The organism is Micromonospora fulviviridis, from assembly GCF_014648395.1.
Taxonomy (GTDB): domain Bacteria; phylum Actinomycetota; class Actinomycetes; order Mycobacteriales; family Micromonosporaceae; genus Micromonospora; species Micromonospora fulviviridis.
Genome location: NZ_BMRA01000003.1, coordinates 37,488 through 53,175 on the forward strand (window position 1 = coordinate 37,488; position 15,688 = coordinate 53,175).

Consider the following 15,688-nt stretch of genomic DNA (forward strand, 5'->3'; position numbering starts at 1 on the left):
CTCGACGTGGAGGTGACATGGGGCAAAACCCCGATGACATGTTCGGCGACGAGGACTTCCCCGCGTACACGATCGGTCGTGCCGCGGAGATCGTCGGCACCACGCAGGAGTTCCTGCGCAGGTTGGACGAGGCGAAGCTGATCGACCCGCAACGCTCGGCCGGCGGGCATCGCCGCTACTCCCGCTATCAACTGCGGCTGGCCGCAAGGGCCCGGGACATGGTCGACCAGGGCACGGCGCTGGAGGCCGCCTGCCGGATCATCATCCTCGAGGACCAGCTCGAGGAGGCCCTGCGGCAGAATCAGAACCGCCAGCGCCACTGACCGCCAGCGCCACTGACCGCCTCGCTCTCGTGGCGAACTGTCGCGTGGCGCGGCGGGGCGCCGCCGGTTGCGTCCAGGAGCGGACGAGGTCAGGACCACAGACGCACGGCTTGTCATTCTGGTCTCAGGCGTGCGGAAGGGCACTCGCTCGGTGGGGATCGGCGCCGGCCGTGGTGGAGCGGTTGTCGCCGTGGTCGCCGTGCCAGTCGAGGACGAGCATGCAGGCGTCGTCGGGCAGGGTTGGTCCGGCGACGTCGAGGACGGCGTCGCCGAGTATGCGGACGACCTCCCTGGGGTGCAGGTCGCTGAGGCTCGGCAGCCGTGCGGGCAGGTCGAGGCGGGCGGCGCCGCGTTCCAGCATGCCGTCGGTGAGCAGGATGAGCCGATCGTCGGGGCGCAGCGGGACGTCGGTTGTGCGGTAGGTCCCGTGGCGCAGTACGCCGAACGGCGGATCGACCGGTAGCGCGAGGGGCTGGACGGTTCCGTCGCGCACCAGGAGTGGGGTGGGGTGGCCGGCGTTGACCATGGCCAGCACGCCGGTGCGCAGATCGAGCCGGCCGAGAAGTCCGGTGGCGAAGGTGAACCCTCCGGGCGGGCTCTCGATCAGCGCCGAGTTCGCGGCCCGGGCCTGGTCGAGCAGCGTGTGACCGCGGCGGCGGGTGTGGCGCAGGCTGCCGACGCAGAGCGTTGCGGTCAGGGCGCTGTGCACGCCGTGTCCCACGGCGTCGGTGATGCTCAGATGCAGCAGGTTGCGCGCGAGGCTGTAGTCGAAGGTGTCTCCGCCGATGCTGGCCGCCGGCTCCAGCCACGCCGAGAGGGTGAACGAGCCGGCCTCGCAGGTGAACGAGGAGGGCAGGAGCCGGCGCTGGATCTCCGCGGCGAGGGTGAACGGAGTGGTCCGCTGACCCCATTCGAAGAGGTCCGTGTGCCGCCGGGCGGCAATTACCACGAACGCCAGCGCGTGCGCGGCCCGGGAGATCTCGGCCAGGGCACTGTCGTCCGGCTCGAGCGGCAAGGAGATCTCCAACAGTCCGATGGCCTCGCCCCGTTGCGTGACGGGCGCCATCACGACGTGATCATCTCCGCTCGAACGGACCTGCACGCGCTGGGAGCGCAGCGCCTGTTCCCGTGGCCCGCCGTTGAAAGGCAGCACGGTGGCGACGTCCTCGTCCTGCCTGCGTCTGCCGGGCCGGTCCCCAAAGGGAACGTCGTGGGCCAGCCGAACGAGAGCCCGGCCGCTCATGTCCGCGACGAGGAACGACACCCATCGCGCCCCGAGGTCGACGCCGATGCCTCGGGTCACCGCCTCCACCGCGTCGACCGGGGCGGCGTCCTCGACAGCGCGCAGCACGTTGCCCAGGTCTACGCCGCTCCACCGTTTCTCGTTCACGCGCCAGAGCATAGGCCGAGAGACCCCGACAAGCCCTCCAGCACGGGTTTCGTCGGCCCCGGGCCGGCGTCCGGGCTCAGCTGAGCACTGCCGCCGCGACCGGGGCGGTCCGGACGGTCACCCGCCGCCGTTGTGTGGGCCTTCGACTGCCGCGCTGGTTTCGCCGGATTGCAACGCCAAAAACCTGGGGACCACCGGGGGACCGCACGTGATGCGCGGTAGCGGACGACGCGCTTCCGGCTGCACGCCTTGATCATGGGCATTGCGTGCGTGACGTGCGGAAACGCTTGACTCAATGGCCTGGGGGTCAAGGGGTCGTCGATTCGAATCCGGCCGTCCCGACGCAGGTCAGAGGCCATTCGGGATCTTCCGGATGGCCTTTTCTGATCTTGTACAGCAGTGAAGTACAGCAACGGCTCATTGATCGAGGCTCTCGCCGAGCTTCCGCAGAGCTTCCATGGGTGGCCTTGGCTCGCGGTGATCGTCTGCGCCGGCCTTGTTGCTGTTCCCGCCTCGTGGGCCGTGCGGAAGCAGCTGGAAGCCGAGCGCGGCGAGGCGACGCCAGAGGGAGCGGCCGCGGTCTGGCTTCTGAAGCTCAGCGCCGGTGAGGAGCTGGGGCTGTCGCAGGTGCTGGCCGGGCCCGTCATGACGAGCTGCGTCAGCAGTGGCGCGATTATGCCTTCCCGGCATGGGTGCACTGGCTGGCGGCGGAGTTCATCGTCGCGGTCGGGGACCTGTCGACCTTGCCAGCCCTGATCACCTGGCCGCCTACGCGGGTTTGGCGCCGGTGGCCCGTGACTCTGGCAAGCGGGTCGCCAACCTGCGTCGCCCGCAGCGCTACAACCGGCGGCTGCGTCACGTGTTCTACATGTCCTCCCTGAGCACTCTCCGATCAACGGCCCGAACCGGGACTACTACCAGCGCGAACGCGCCGAGGGCCGCAAGCACCAGCAGGCGTTGATCGCCCTTGCCCGTCGCCGCGTCGACGTGCTGTGGGCCCTGCTCCGGAACAACCGGTGCTTCCAACTCCAAACCACCACCACGATCAACACCGGTTCTAGGAGTCGGAGATGATCGACGGCATGGACCTCGAGGAGTTCGACCAGCACGTTCAATCACTCCGCGCCCGGGCAGCCAGGTCCGGCTTCGAGGAAATCGAAGACTTCAAGGTGATCGAAGGGCTGACCGCGTCGGCGGAGGACATCGCCGCGGCGGAGGGAGCGCTGGGCGCGACACTGCCCGAGCAGTACAAGGCATTCATGCTGCGCTACGGCGGCGGGCAGTTCGGATTCCTCGACCTGCTGCCCATACCCACAGCAGCGTCCGCGCACCACGTCGACGACGTCGTCTCCGTCAGCCAGGCCGAGTTCCCGGATGGGTCCTTCGTCGCGGTGGCACCCGTCGGTACAGGCGACTACTGGTGCTTCCCCGTCCTCGACGGCCGGTGCAGCGACGAGGTGTGGTTCCACTACCACGACGTTGACGAGCCGACGCTTGAAGCACCCAGCTTCCTGGAATTCGCGGCGCGCCTCGGCATTCGACCCTGACTCCACCACACCACCAAGACCCAAGAACAGCCCCCGGGCCTGCCGCCCAAAGCCTGCCACTCCCGCAAGGGCGGCGGGGCGCTGCCCCGCACCCCGACCCTCCCTCAGAGACCGCAACGGGTGAGGTCCAGGGCTGCTCCGCTCGCCGTCGGATGGCAAGCTCGTGTCTCATGATCGAGGATTTCGCTAAGGACCATCTGCACGGCCAGCTCAGGTCGATACGTCAGGCGCTGATCTGGAAGCTCGGTGGGGACGCCGTGAGAAATCCGGATCTCGTGGAGGTTCGCCCGTGAGGGCGGTCATCGTCGCGGCCGCGGTCGCGTTCATGATCTCCCTGTTCGGCACGCCGGTGGCGATTCGCGTCTTCACCGCGCTCAAGGCCGGCCAGCCGATCCGATCCATCGGGCTCGCCAGCAACCAGGGCAAGAAGGGCACGCCCACGATGGGCGGCGTCGTCTTCATCGTGGCGACCGTCTTCGCCTACGTCGCCGGGCATATCGCCCTGACCACCCTGCCCGAGCGGCAGATCGCGCAGGAGGGGCCGACCATGACGGCCCTGGTGCTGCTCGGGCTGTTCGTCTTCTGCGGCGCGGTCGGCTTCTTCGACGACTTCCTCAAGGTGCGCCGGCGCAACTCCGACGGACTGTCCGCCAAAGGCAAGCTGCTCGGCCAGGCGATCGTCGGCGGCGGGTTCGGCATCGCCGCGCTCTACGTGCCGAGCACCAACGGCCAGACCGTGGCCAGCGAGCACATCTCGCTCATCCGCGACATCAGCTGGCTGGACGTCGGCAAGGTCGGCGCGGTCATGGTCTTCGTCTTCGTGATCATGGCGATGTCGAACGGCGTGAACCTCACCGACGGCCTCGACGGCCTGGCCACCGGCGCGTCGATCCTGGTGCTCGGCGCGTACGCGCTGATCGGCTTCTGGCAGTACCGGCACTGGTGCGCCGACGACGCGTACGCCCGCGTGAACGACTACTGCTACCAGGTCCGGGATCCCCTGGAGATCGCCATGATCGCGGCGGCGGCGGCTGCCGCCTGCGTGGGCTTCCTGTGGTGGAACACGTCCCCGGCGCGGATCTTCATGGGTGACGTGGGCTCGCTCGGGCTCGGCGGCCTGATCGGCGGGCTCGCGGTGGCAACCCGCACCACGCTGCTTTCGATCATGATCGGCGGGCTCTTCGTCATCATCACGACGACCTGGGTGATCCAGATCGTCTCGTTCCGGACCACCGGTAGACGTGTCTTCCGGATGGTGCCGTTGCACCACCACTTCGAGTTGGCCGGATGGAGCGAGGTCAATATTGTGGTCCGGTTCTGGATCGTGGCCGGCGTCTGCGTGGCGGTCGGCCTGGGCCTGTTCTACTCGGATTTCCTGGCGGTCGTTGGATAAAAGCCACGCGACAAGCCACCGACGGTGATCCGCCGGGCAGCCTGATTCCCCACCGGGGTGTCGTCGGGACCCCGGCCGGAACGGGCGATGCTCGGCACCGGGCCGCTGACCGTCGCCGCGGGCGGCAAGTTCGAGGCGGACAAGAAGGACCCATACGCAGTCGTCTCCGCCGAGATGCTCGCCGCCTACGAGATGCTGTCCAACCTCGCCCGGGGCTCGGCTTGAAGACCGAGTACGAGGTGGTGCCGCCGCCGGGCATGGTCGATCTGAACCGCACCAACCGCCCGGTGCTGGCATGTCCTCAGCAGGCGGCCGGACCTCACCGAAACGACCCGTTGACCACCCTGCTCTGAGCACGCATCCCGGGTAAAGCGGGTGCATCGACGAACTGCCAGCCCTAGATTGCGTGGGGTGGACCTTCCACATCTCGGCGCGCCGATCGGTCCGATGATCCGTGTCCACGGCGGGTTCGCCAACCGGATGTACCGACTCGACACCGACCAGGGGTCGTTCGCGGTGAAGGAGTTGAACCTCCTCGATCGCCGTTGGACCTACCGCGCCGAGGATGTGTTCAGGTTCGAGCGGGCGGCCTTCGCTGCCGGCATCCCGATGCCAGAGCCGATCTCGGCCAGCCACCACACGCTCGTCCACCGGTGGGTCGAGGGCGAGAAGATGCCCGAAGCACCTGTGTCGCCGGCGTACGCGTTCGAGATCGGTGAGATTCTCGCGCGCATCCACACGCTCGACGTCGCGTGGACCCACGTCTCGATCGAGGACCCGACGTCACGGGACTGGCCCGAGCTCGCCGAGCGGGCGACGGCGACCGGACAGCCGTGGGCCGGCGAACTCACCTCCCAGGTCGAGACGTTCCTCGCGATTGCCCGATTCGTCGACACCTGCGAGCGACCAGGCCCCGTCGTGTTGACCCACAGGGACATCCAACCGTGGAACCTACTCGCTCGGGAGGGTCGGCCGGTGGTGCTCGACTGGGAGCTCTCGGGGATGCTCGACTTGTCCAGTGAGCTCGGCTCGACCGCGCTGAGCCTCGCGAAGGGACCTGGCTTCGACGACGTCAAGCCCGCCATCTTCCGCTCGGTCCTCGACGGCTACGTCGCAGGAGGCGGAGCGCTGCCGCCGTCGGGTCCAAGCTGGTTCGTGTTCATGATCAGCGGCTGGCTGGGGTTCACGAGGTGGAACATCCTCCGCTGCCTCGCCGGTGTCGAGGCGAGCACCGGCCCTGACCTCGCGCTGTCGCACGAGTCCGTGCGCAACGGAGTGCGCGGCCTCCCCGAATTGTTCGGCCGACTTCCCGAGCTCGAGGCGCTGCTCAGGTGACAGTGATTCGCTTCTGCGCCGGGTGCGCGGCGCGAAACGTGCGTCCCGATCTCGCTCGAGGCGACAGTCGATGACGACGACACCTGTCCGTCAGTTCTGGAGCCTGGAGGAGCGACGTGCGCGAAGACGGCACTGCTGGCGTTCGCCGACGGCGTTGTCCGTCCCGCGTTGCGCGGCGCGGCGCGCTCGGAGCTGGCCGAGACCGAGGCGCTGGTACGTCAGGTCCACCCGGGCTACGTCGTGGAGCCCGTCGACGACGGCACGCTGTTCGAACACGTCTACCCGCCGGACGACATCACGTACGCCACGAAGCTGGCCGGGGCGGAGCTGTACTGCGACCGGCGGCTGGCGCTCGACCGGCCGTCAGAGCTGCCGGAACACCTGCGCCAGGCGGGAGCGGGCCGGCGGATCGTCATGCACGGGATGCACTCGGTCGTGGACTGGCTCGGTTTCGCGGTCTGGGAGGACGGCGAGCTCGTCCGATCGCTGAGCCTGTCGCCGGACGCCGGCATCCAGGAGAACATCGGCAGGCCGTACGACTTCGAGCTGCCGTACTGGGCGGGGGAGCACCCGGTCGAGCCCGTACCGGGCTGGCCCGGTCAGCGGCCGTACGCGTTGCCGTTTCATCCTCTCGAGCTGGGTGAGCTGGCATTGCGTGCCTTGTTCGGCTTCGTCATCGAGGGCTACCCCGACCCGGACGACGTCGACACGGACGCCGTCCATCTGCACGGCTTCCGCGTGACCGACCCGTCCGGCGCGGAACAGGCTGCGCGTGAGGCCGCGTACGCGGAGGCACGACGGCTCATGGGCCCACCGCGGCTGTTCCGGATGGGGCCGGACGGGACGATGCACGAGGTCAGCCTCGACAGCCTTTGAGCCGGTGCGCGTGCCGGGCGACGCGGATGCGCTGCCCGGCCCGTCCGCGCCCGGATGACGAATCCGCCGTCTACTGCCCGCTGCCGCCCGAGCCGCTGCGCAGCCGGACCTCGGCGCCGTTCTGTTCGTAGCTCTGCTGCGACACCTGGACGAGCATCGCGTCGCGGTGAAAGTCCGGCAGCGTGACGGCGCCGCAACTGACCATGGTGGCGCGCAGTTTCGCGACCGTACGGGCGATGTTCGGGTAGAGGCTGCCGGCGTACGGCACGTAGCCGTCGACGCCTTCCTCGAACGGCAGTTCGGTCTCGCCCTGGTCGTAGCGGGCGACGTTCCGGGCCCGTTGGGAGCCTTCACCCCAGTATTCCTTGAACAGCTGCCCGTCGAGGTTGACGAGGTTGGAGGGGCTCTCGTCGAACCGGGCGAAGTAGCGCCCGAGCATGATGAAGTCGGCGCCGAGGGCGAGGGCGATCGCCATGTGGTAGTCGGCGAGCAGGCCGCCGTCGCAGCAGATCGGCACGTAGACACCGGTCTCGTCCGCGTAGCGGTCGCGTTCGGCAACCACGTCGATGAGCGCGGAAGCCTGTCCCCGGCCGATGCCCTTCTGGTCGCGGGTGATGCAGATCGACCCGCCGCCGATACCGACCTTGACGAACGCGGCACCGGCCTCGGCGAGGTAGCGGAACCCGCGGCCGTCGACGACGTTCCCCGCGCCGACCGGGACAGCGCCGTCGAACTCGTCAACGGCGTACCGCAACGTCTTCTGCTGCCAGACGGAGTAGCCGTCGGAGGAGTCGATGCACAGCACGTCCGCGCCGGCCTCGACGAGGGCCGGGATCCGGTCGCGGTAGTCGCGGGTGTTGATCCCGGCGCCGACCCGGAACCGCTTGTCGCCGTCGATGGACTCGTTGCGGAACTGTTTGTGCAGCTCGTAGTCGCGGCGCAGCACGATCGAGGCGAGGTGGCCGTCGGCGGTGACGATCGGCAGCAGGTCGAGGCGGTGGTCCCAGATGAGGGTGTTCGCGTCGGACAGCGAGATCGTCGGTGGCGCGGTCACCAGACCGTCGGCCGGGCGCATCCGGGACTCGACCGTGTCGTTGAGGTCGTGACGCTGGGGATGGAAGTCGGCGGTGGAGATCAGGCCGATGAACAGGCCACTCGAGGTGCCGTCGTCGGTGACGACCGCGACGTCGCGTTCGGCGGCCTTGAGCAGGCGGCTGACCTCGCCGAGCGTCGCGGACGGCTTCGTGTTGATGTCGGAGTGCCGGAAGCCCGCCTTGTGGCGCTTCACCGCGCTGACGGACTCGGCCTGCGCCTCGACGGTCTGGTTCTGGTGGATGAAGCTCAGCCCGCCGGTCTGCGCGAGCGCGATGGCGAGGCGGGGCGAGGAGACCGCCTGCATGATGGCGCTGACGAGCGGTACGGCGATGCGCAGCGGCGAGGACCCGCCGACCGGGTGCCGCACGACGGGGGTGGACAGGTCGACGTTGTCCGGGGTGCAGTCCTCGGTGGTGAGGTTCGGCACGAGCAGGTACTCGTTGAGGGTGCGGGAAACCTCGGGGAGGATCACGACCACGCGTTGCTCCTAAACACTCCGCCGCTGCGGGCTGGCTGGAATGCCCACGCACGCTACCAGCGCCGCGACGGCCGCTGCGGTCGGTCCCCGGGGCGGGACCGGCCGGCGCGCGGCAAGGGCGTACCCGTGCCGCTTCCGCCCGCGGTCCGCTCGTGTGATGCTGGCCGGATGCGAGTCGCGTCGCTGCACACGTACCCGGTGAAGGGGTGCCGCCGGATGGACCGCGACACGGCGCGGGTCGAGCAGTGGGGCCTGGACGGCGACCGGCGCTGGCTGATCGTGGACGAAGACGGGCTCGGCCTGACCCAGCGCCAGCACCGGGAACTGGTGACGGTGCGGGCGGTGTCCCGGCCGGGCGGGCTGACCCTGGACGCGCCGGGGCTGGCCCCGCTCGATCTGGCCGAACCGACCGCCGGCGAGGCGATCCAGGTCCGGGTGTTCCGGGGGCGGCCGCCCGCACCGGCACGCGCCGCCGGCCCTGAGGCGGACGACTGGCTCCACCGGCTGTTGGGGCGTGCCGCCCGGCTGGTCTGGCTCGGTGACCCCACCGGCAACCGCGTTCCCTGGCCGGTTCCGGTCGGCTCCGGCGCCGAGCTGAGCTTCGCCGACGGCAGTCCGCTGCTGCTGGCCAACAGCGCGTCGCTGGACGCGTTCAACGACTGGCTGCTGGAGTCGGGCAGCACCGAGGGGCCGCTGCCGATGACCCGGTTCCGCCCCAACGTGGTGGTCAGCGGTGCCGCGCCGTGGGCCGAGGGCGAGTGGGTCGGCCGGCGGGTCAGGATCGGCGGGGCGGTGTTCCACGGCGTCGGCGAGTGTGGTCGCTGCCTGGTCGCGACGATCGACCAGGAGACCGGGGAGCGGGGGCGGGAGCCGCTGTGGATGCTCGCCGCACGGCGGAACGTCGGCCAGAAGCTCCTCTTCGGCCTTCAGCTGACGGTGCGGGCCGAACCGGGCGGGACTCGCGAAGGTCGTACGGTCGGCGTCGGTGACACCGTCGAGGTGCTGGACTGACCGGACCTGCTGCGCGACGACGGCCGCCTGGCCGCACGAGCCCGCTGCCGTCGACTACCACGCCGTCGAGGGCCGCTCCTGGTGCCTACCTGACGGGTGTCCCGGCCGGCGGGGACACGAACCGGGACGTGAGGTGGTCCTTGTGCTTGTCCTGAGGAAGAAGCAGGCCGGACACTGACACGCGTGCGGACGACGACGGCAGGGCCGGACGTGGTGGTGGTCGGTGGTGGGATCGTCGGGATGACGGTGGCCGTCACCCTCCAGCAGCGGGGCGCGCGGGTGACCGTGCTGACCGCCCACGACCCGGCCGACACGGTGTCCACGGTGGCCGCCGCGGTCTGGTACCCCAGCCACACCGACCAGGACCCGCGGGTGCTGCGCTGGGCGCGGCGGACTCACACGGAACTGGGCCGCCAGGCGGCGGACGGTGTGCCGGGGGTGGTCGACCGGCCGACCCGGATGCTGCTGCGCCATCCGTACGCCGGCCCGCCGTGGTGGGCGGAGGCGTGCGGGACCCTGGTGGCCGAACCGCTGGCGCCCCCGTACACGGCGGTGCTGAGGTTCACCGCGCCGACCGTGGAGATGACGCCGTACCTGGCCTGGCTGCGCCAGCGGCTGGAGGCCGGCGGCGGGCGGGTGCTGCGCCACCGGGTGGAGCGGCTCGCCGAGGCGTTCGACATCGCCCCGACGGTCGTCAACGCCACGGGTCTGGCCGCCGGCCGGCTCGCCGCCGACCCGGCCGTGCACCCGGCACGCGGGCACGTGGTGCTGGTGGCGAACCCGGGCCTGACCGTGTCGGTGCGCGACGAGGACGACCCGGCCGGGATCACGTACGTGCACCCCCGCCGGCACGACGTGGTGCTCGGCGGCACGTACCAGACCGGGGTGGCGCACACCGCGCCCGACCCGGACACGGCGGCGGCGATCCGGGCCCGCTGCGTGGCGCTGGTGCCGGAGCTGGCCGGCGCGCCGGTGCTCGGCGAGCGGATCGGGTTGCGGCCGGCACGGCACGGCGGCCCGCGGGTCGAGGTGGACCCGGACCCGGCGGGCCCGCGCGGCAGCCGGCTCGTGCACGCGTACGGCCACGGCGGGGCGGGCGTCACGCTGTCCTGGGGGTGCGCCGCCGAGGTGGCGGACCTGGCCCTGGGCGGCTGACCGGGCGCGCCCGGCGTGGCGGAAACGGCGGCGTCGTCAGGGTCGTTGCCAGCGGATCTCGCCGCCCACGACGGTCGTCAGCACCGTGGTGCGCAGCACGGCGTCCGGCGAGTCCCGGTAGGGGTCGGTGTCCACCGCGATGAAGTCGGCGAGTCTGCCGGGCGCGAGGACGCCCTTGCGGTCATCCTCCCCGGCAGCGCGGGCGGCGCCCAGGGTGTGGGCGCGGACGGCCTCCGCCATGCTGAGCCGCTGCTCAGGCTGCCAGCCACCGGCGGGCGTTCCGTCGGGACGGCTACGGGTCACCGCGGCGTACAGCGCGGCGAAGGGGTCGGGACTCTCGACGGGGGCGTCGGAGCCGAACGCCAGCACGACGCTCGCGTCCAGCATCCCGCGCCAGGCGTAGGAGGCCAGATCGTGGCCGGCCAGCAGGGAGTCGACGAGATCGATGTCGCTGGTGCAGTGCACCGGCTGCATCGAGGCGACGATGCCCAGGCCGGCCATCCTGGCCAGGTCGGCGGGCCGCAGGTGCTGTGCGTGCTCGATGCGGTGCCGCAGCCCCGGCGTACGGCCGACCGCCTCGTAGGCGTCGATGACCAGGTGGTTGGCGCGGTCGCCGATGGCGTGCGTGGCCACCGCGATGCCCGCCCCCGCGGCCCGGGCGAAAAGCCTGACCAGATCCTCGTACGGGGTGACCGCGATGCCCACGTTGCCCTGCTCGCCGGCGAAGGACCTGCTCATGTGGCAGGTGTGCGAGCCGAGCGCCCCGTCGCTGAAGACCTTCACGGGCCCGGTACGCAACCAGTCGTCGCCCTGCCCGGTCCGGCGACCTTCGGCGATGGCCGCATCCAGGTGACCCACCGGGATCGCCTTGTGGACGCGCAGCTTGAGCTCGCCGGCGTCGCGCAGAGCCAGGTAGGCGGCCCGGCAGTCCTCGCCGTCGATGTCGTGCACGCTGGTCAGGCCGAGCGCCAGCAACTCCTCCTGCCCGGCCTTCAGCAGCTCGCGCAGATCGGGGGAGACCATGAGGTCGCGCAGCGGGTGCGAGGCCGTCTCGCGGAGGATGCCGGTCGGCTCGCCGGTGGCGTCCCTGACGATCTCGCCGCCCACCGGGTCGGGAGTGCTCGCGTCGATGCCGGCCAGTCGCAGCGCGGCGGAGTTCGCCCACACCGTGTGGCCGTCCACGCTGGGCAGCGCGACCGGCAGCTCGGGGCAGACCGAGTCCAGCGCGTACCGGTCCGGCTGCGCCGGCGGATCCCAGGTGTTGCTGTTCCACCGGCCGCCGAACAGCCAGGCGCCCGGCCGCAGCCGCGCCGCGTGCGCGGCCACCGTCGACAGGGCCTCGTCCAGGCACCGCACGTCGCGCAGGTCCACGGCGCCCCGGCTCTGCGCGTACTGGGCGGTGTGGATGTGGGCGTCGTAGAGCCCGGGAAGCACGGCGGCGCCCTCCAGGTCGACCAGCTCCGCGCCCCGGCCCGCCGCCGCGCGCACCTGCGCCTCGCGGCCGACGGCGAGCAGGCGGTCGCCGTCCACGGCCAGGGCAGTGGCCAACGGGTTGCCGCTGTCTCCCGTGTGGATGGCGGCGTTGCGGTACACGCGGACGCTCATGTGACTCTCGCGATCTCGAGGGGCGGTGGCTCCTCGCCGTGGCGTACCGCGGAAGGTCAACTCGTCGGCGACCAGCACGGCGGTAGGGGCCGTAAGTCCCTGGCCGGAGCACCTGCGCCGGGTGACGATACTCGGAGAGGGGGTCCACCGCGGAGGTGACACCATGATGTACGGATACGGCTCGGGCTGGATCTGGATGATACTCATGCCGGTCGTGTGGGTCGCTCTCATCGCCGTGATCGTCTGGGCGGTGGCCAGGGCCATCCAACGCCCCGGCGACAACGGCCGGCAGGTCCGGGAGACGCCGCAGGAGATCCTCGACCGCCGGTTCGCGCTGGGCGAGATCGACGCCGTGGAGTACCGGCGGGCTCGGGCGCACCTGGCCGGACGGGACCCGGACCCGTCCTGAGCCGATCAGCCGTGCAACCCGGACGGTTTTCCCGGGCCGCTCCCGCAGGGTCCCGCGCTACGTCTGGGCGGCGGCGCTCACCGTTCGGGCGCCGGGGACACCGGGTCCTCAGCGCGCCGGCGCCGCCACCGAGCAGCGCCACCGCGGAACGGAGCTGGCCCCGGGGCGCCCGCGCCGGGCCGCGGCAGCCGCGCCGCTGGCGGGTGCGTCTCGTACATGCGGACCCAGGCCAGGACGCCGGAGGCGGCGGTGAGGGCCGCGACGACCCAGACGGCCGTGCGGATGCCGGCGAGGTCGGCGACGGCGCCGGCGAGCAGGGCGCCGACGGCGAAGCCGCCGTCGCGCCACAGCCGGTAGACGCCGACGGCGCGGGCCCGCCAGGCGGGGTGGGCGACGTCGCCGACGGTGGCGAGCAGGGTGGGGTAGACGGCCGCGGTCCCGGCGCCGAGCAGTACGGCGGCGGCGGCCCAGCCCGCGAAGCCGTCGGCGCGGGCGATCCAGGCGAGCGCGACGGCCTGGGCGAGCATTCCGGCCACGATGAACGGTTTGCGGCCGTAGCGGTCGGACGCCTGCCCGGTGACGAGCTGTCCGAGCCCCCACACGGCGGGGTAGAGCGCGGCGAGGATCCCGATCTGGGTCAGGGACAGCCCGGCGGTGGCGAACAGCAGCGGGAACAGACCCCAGGCGAGGCCGTCGTTGAGGTTGTTGACCATGCCGGCCTGGCTGGCCGCGGAGAGCGCCGGCTCCCGCCAGGAGGTCAGCGCGGCGACCCGGCCGGTGGAGAGCCCGTGGTGATGCTCGGTTCTTCCGGTGACGTGGGTCGTTGCCTCCAGTTGGGCGTGACCGCGGGTCTCGCGTACGAAGGCCAGGGACAGTCCGAGGCCGAGGCCGGCGTAGGCGAGGGCGAGCAGGAACGGGGCGGGACGCAGCCCGTGCGCGGCCGCGAGCCAGCCGGTGGCCAGGGCGGTGGTGGCCACGGCGAGGTAGCCGGCGGCTTCGTTGAGCCCCATGGCCAGTCCCCGTCGGGCGGGACCGGCGAGGTCGATCTTCATGATGACGGTGGTGGACCAGGCCAGCCCCTGGCTGACGCCGAGCAGGACGTTCGCGCCGACGACCCATCCCCAGGCCGGCGCCCAGATGATCATCAGGGGTACGGGGACGCCGGCGAGCCAACCGGCGATCAGGACCGGCTTGCGTCCGTACCGGTCGGACAGGGCGCCGGCGAAGAAGTTGGTGACGGCCTTGGTGGCGCCGAAGGCGAGGATGTACGTCAGCGCCGCGGTGTACGCGGTGAGGTGGAATTCCTGCTCGGCGAGCAGGGGCAGGACGGTGCGTTCGGAGCCGAGCAGCCCGCCGACGAGGGCGTTGACCGCGACGAGCAGGGTGAACTGGGCGGCGTTGGCCCGCAGGCCCAGCCGGAGTGCCGTGGTCATTGATCCCTCCCGCGATCTGTGGTCGTGGCGGTGCCCCGGTCGTGGGCGCTGCCCGTGAGACGCCCGGACCGGCGTCGAGCGCGCCCGGGACGAGGAGGACAGGCGACCGCAGGACCGTCCGCGGTCACCTGTCCCCAGGATCCCGGCCGCTCGGCTCAGGCGGCGGCCGGGTCGAGCATCGTCTGCCAGGCGCCGTACCCGCCGAGCAGGTCGGAGACGTCGTGCCGGCCCGCGTTGCGCAGCAGGCTGGCGGCGACCGAGGAGCGGTAGCCGCCGGCGCAGTGCACGACCACCGGCCGGTCCGCCGGTACCTCGTCGAGGCGGCGGGTCAGCTCCGCGAGGGGGACGTGCAGCGACCCGGGGACGGCGCACTGCTCGCGCTCGCCGACGTTGCGCACGTCGAGGACCACCGGCGGCTCGGCGCCGTCGAGCGCGTCGCGAAGCTCCGTCGCGGTGAGGCGACTGGCCGGGGTCATCTCGGCCGCCAGCTCGACCAGCGCGGTCTCCGCGTCGCGGAGGTAACCGACCACCTGGTCGAAGCCGATCCGGGCGAGCCGTACGACGATCTCCTCCTCCCGGTCGTGCGGCGCGACCACGAGCACCCTGCGGTCCGGGGCGACCACGCTGCCGGCGGTCTCGGCGAAGCGGCCGTCGGCCGGGATGTTGATCGAGCCGGCCACGTATCCGGCGGCGAACTCCTGCGGGTCGCGGGCGTCGACCACGACGGCGCCCTCGGCGCGGGCGTGGGCGAACTCGGCGGCGGCCAGCGGGCGGGCGGCCGCGGTGGAGTCGAACAGCTGCCGGGCCTTGCGATTGAGCACCGCGTCGAAGGCGAAGTAGCCCGGTGCCGCCGGCTGGCCGCCGGTGACCAGGGCGAGGAACTGGTCCTGGCTCATGGGCGCGCAGGCGTAGTTGGTGCGGCGCTGCTCGCCGATGGTGGACTGCCGCTCGGTGGAGAGGTTCTTGCCGCAGGCGGAGCCGGCGCCGTGGGCCGGGAAGACGCGCACCTCGTCGGGCAGCCCCATCAGCTTGCGCTGCACGCTGTCGTAGAGCATCGCGCCGAGCTCGCCGGCGGTGACGCCGAAGGAGGCGAGCAGGTCGGGACGGCCGACGTCGCCGATGAACAGGGCGTCGCCGGTCAGCACGCCGTACGGCACGGCGTCGCCGGCGTGCTCGTACACCAGCACACTGATCGACTCCGGGGTGTGGCCCGGAGTCTCCATGATCTCCAGGGTGACGTCGCCGAGGGCGATCCGCTCGCCGTCGGCGAGCTTGCGAATCGGGTACTCGGTCTCGGCGCGGTGGCCGTAGCCGATCCACGCGCCGGTCGCGTCCGCGACCTCGAGGTGGCCGGCGAGGAAGTCCGCGTGGAAGTGCGTGTTGATGACGCCCTCGATGGTCAGCCCGTGCGACCGCGCGTCGGCCAGGTACTCGCCGATGTCGCGGCGGGGGTCGACCAGCACGGCGCGGCCGGTGCTCTGGTCGGCGATCAGGTACGACGCCTGGGACAGGCAGTCCAGGTAGTACTGGGTGAACAACATGTGCCGAACTCCTTCGCAGTGATGACCAGCGATGCGAATCACGATAGCTCATACCCCGGGGGGTATCTGTCAGGGCCGAAGGTCCCATCCTCCCGGG

At 71.4% G+C, this 15,688-nt stretch carries 16 protein-coding genes; 11 read left to right on the forward strand and 5 right to left on the reverse strand.

Features of this window, described 5'->3' with window-relative positions; translation table 11 throughout:
• Window positions 1-17: 17 nt before the first annotated feature.
• Window positions 18-323, forward strand: a complete 306-nt coding sequence (locus IEY96_RS08735) for a helix-turn-helix domain-containing protein (protein ID WP_189194308.1) — start codon at window positions 18-20, stop codon at window positions 321-323.
• 124 nt (window positions 324-447) lie between these two features.
• On the opposite strand, the gene IEY96_RS08740 is transcribed toward IEY96_RS08735, so the two are convergent.
• A complete protein-coding gene (locus IEY96_RS08740) occupies window positions 448-1,713 on the reverse strand; it encodes a PP2C family protein-serine/threonine phosphatase (RefSeq protein ID WP_229791468.1) in 1,266 nt (421 codons plus the stop codon).
• Between the two features lie 688 nt (window positions 1,714-2,401).
• Here IEY96_RS08740 and IEY96_RS08745 point away from each other — a divergent pair.
• The 7 genes from IEY96_RS08745 (at window position 2,402) to IEY96_RS08770 (ending at window position 6,864) form a co-directional block, all read left to right on the forward strand.
• Entirely contained in the window at window positions 2,402-2,674 is a 273-nt protein-coding gene (locus IEY96_RS08745) for a transposase (protein ID WP_189194310.1), read from the forward strand.
• A gap of 109 nt (window positions 2,675-2,783) precedes the next feature.
• Window positions 2,784-3,260, forward strand: coding sequence for an SMI1/KNR4 family protein (locus IEY96_RS08750; protein ID WP_189194311.1), 477 nt, complete (start codon window positions 2,784-2,786; stop codon window positions 3,258-3,260).
• A gap of 289 nt (window positions 3,261-3,549) precedes the next feature.
• Window positions 3,550-4,653 carry a phospho-N-acetylmuramoyl-pentapeptide-transferase gene (gene mraY / locus IEY96_RS08755; RefSeq protein WP_189194312.1) on the forward strand — a complete coding sequence of 368 codons (1,104 nt, stop codon included), beginning with the start codon at window positions 3,550-3,552 and terminating at the stop codon, window positions 4,651-4,653.
• Between the two features lie 57 nt (window positions 4,654-4,710).
• The gene (locus tag IEY96_RS08760) at window positions 4,711-4,878 is read left to right on the forward strand and encodes a hypothetical protein (RefSeq protein WP_189194313.1); all 168 of its coding nucleotides are present in this window, start codon (window positions 4,711-4,713) and stop codon (window positions 4,876-4,878) included.
• On the forward strand, window positions 4,875-5,006 hold the full coding sequence (locus IEY96_RS33115; RefSeq protein ID WP_268247141.1) for a hypothetical protein: 132 nt from the start codon (window positions 4,875-4,877) through the stop codon (window positions 5,004-5,006). The genes IEY96_RS08760 and IEY96_RS33115 overlap by 4 nt, the downstream gene beginning before the upstream one ends.
• Window positions 5,007-5,064: 58 nt before the next feature.
• A complete protein-coding gene (locus IEY96_RS08765; RefSeq protein WP_189194314.1) occupies window positions 5,065-5,988 on the forward strand; it encodes a phosphotransferase family protein in 924 nt (307 codons plus the stop codon).
• A gap of 135 nt (window positions 5,989-6,123) precedes the next feature.
• Window positions 6,124-6,864: a DUF6928 family protein gene (locus tag IEY96_RS08770; protein ID WP_373293545.1), complete on the forward strand. Its 741-nt coding sequence runs from the start codon at window positions 6,124-6,126 to the stop codon at window positions 6,862-6,864.
• A 70-nt stretch (window positions 6,865-6,934) separates the two neighbouring features.
• Here the strand turns inward: IEY96_RS08770 and IEY96_RS08775 are convergent, their stop codons facing one another.
• The gene (locus tag IEY96_RS08775; protein ID WP_189194315.1) at window positions 6,935-8,437 is read right to left on the reverse strand and encodes an IMP dehydrogenase; all 1,503 of its coding nucleotides are present in this window, start codon (window positions 8,435-8,437) and stop codon (window positions 6,935-6,937) included.
• Window positions 8,438-8,605: 168 nt separating this feature from the next.
• On the opposite strand from IEY96_RS08775, the gene IEY96_RS08780 reads away from it, so the two are divergent.
• Together IEY96_RS08780 and IEY96_RS08785 are read left to right on the forward strand one after the other, a co-directional pair.
• Window positions 8,606-9,448: an MOSC domain-containing protein gene (locus IEY96_RS08780; RefSeq protein ID WP_189194316.1), complete on the forward strand. Its 843-nt coding sequence runs from the start codon at window positions 8,606-8,608 to the stop codon at window positions 9,446-9,448.
• A gap of 183 nt (window positions 9,449-9,631) precedes the next feature.
• Window positions 9,632-10,603 (forward strand): FAD-dependent oxidoreductase, encoded by a 972-nt coding sequence (locus IEY96_RS08785; RefSeq protein ID WP_229791470.1) that lies wholly within the window; start codon window positions 9,632-9,634, stop codon window positions 10,601-10,603.
• 36 nt (window positions 10,604-10,639) lie between these two features.
• Here the strand turns inward: IEY96_RS08785 and IEY96_RS08790 are convergent, their stop codons facing one another.
• Entirely contained in the window at window positions 10,640-12,208 is a 1,569-nt protein-coding gene (locus IEY96_RS08790; RefSeq protein ID WP_189194317.1) for an amidohydrolase, read from the reverse strand.
• A gap of 205 nt (window positions 12,209-12,413) precedes the next feature.
• Between IEY96_RS08790 and IEY96_RS08795 the strand changes: the two genes are divergently transcribed.
• Window positions 12,414-12,617 (forward strand): SHOCT domain-containing protein, encoded by a 204-nt coding sequence (locus IEY96_RS08795; RefSeq protein ID WP_229791471.1) that lies wholly within the window; start codon window positions 12,414-12,416, stop codon window positions 12,615-12,617.
• Between the two features lie 77 nt (window positions 12,618-12,694).
• Here IEY96_RS08795 and IEY96_RS08800 read toward each other — a convergent pair whose 3' ends face one another.
• The gene (locus IEY96_RS08800; protein ID WP_189194319.1) at window positions 12,695-14,050 is read right to left on the reverse strand and encodes an MFS transporter; all 1,356 of its coding nucleotides are present in this window, start codon (window positions 14,048-14,050) and stop codon (window positions 12,695-12,697) included.
• A gap of 155 nt (window positions 14,051-14,205) precedes the next feature.
• Window positions 14,206-15,591 (reverse strand): MBL fold metallo-hydrolase, encoded by a 1,386-nt coding sequence (locus IEY96_RS08805; RefSeq protein WP_189194320.1) that lies wholly within the window; start codon window positions 15,589-15,591, stop codon window positions 14,206-14,208.
• Window positions 15,592-15,688: the final 97 nt, after the last annotated feature.

What these genes read in the sequence shown, in the direction of transcription:
- IEY96_RS08735 (WP_189194308.1), top strand. Translation starts at nt 18, where the DNA reads ATGGGGCAAAACCCCGATGACATGTTCGGCGACGAGGACTTCCCCGCG.
- IEY96_RS08745 (WP_189194310.1), top strand. Translation starts at nt 2,402, where the DNA reads ATGGGTGCACTGGCTGGCGGCGGAGTTCATCGTCGCGGTCGGGGACCT.
- IEY96_RS08750 (WP_189194311.1), top strand. Translation starts at nt 2,784, where the DNA reads ATGATCGACGGCATGGACCTCGAGGAGTTCGACCAGCACGTTCAATCA.
- IEY96_RS08780 (WP_189194316.1), top strand. Translation starts at nt 8,606, where the DNA reads ATGCGAGTCGCGTCGCTGCACACGTACCCGGTGAAGGGGTGCCGCCGG.
- IEY96_RS08790 (WP_189194317.1), bottom strand. Translation starts at nt 12,208, where the DNA reads ATGAGCGTCCGCGTGTACCGCAACGCCGCCATCCACACGGGAGACAGC.
- IEY96_RS08795 (WP_229791471.1), top strand. Translation starts at nt 12,414, where the DNA reads ATGCCGGTCGTGTGGGTCGCTCTCATCGCCGTGATCGTCTGGGCGGTG.
- IEY96_RS08800 (WP_189194319.1), bottom strand. Translation starts at nt 14,050, where the DNA reads ATGACCACGGCACTCCGGCTGGGCCTGCGGGCCAACGCCGCCCAGTTC.
- IEY96_RS08805 (WP_189194320.1), bottom strand. Translation starts at nt 15,591, where the DNA reads ATGTTGTTCACCCAGTACTACCTGGACTGCCTGTCCCAGGCGTCGTAC.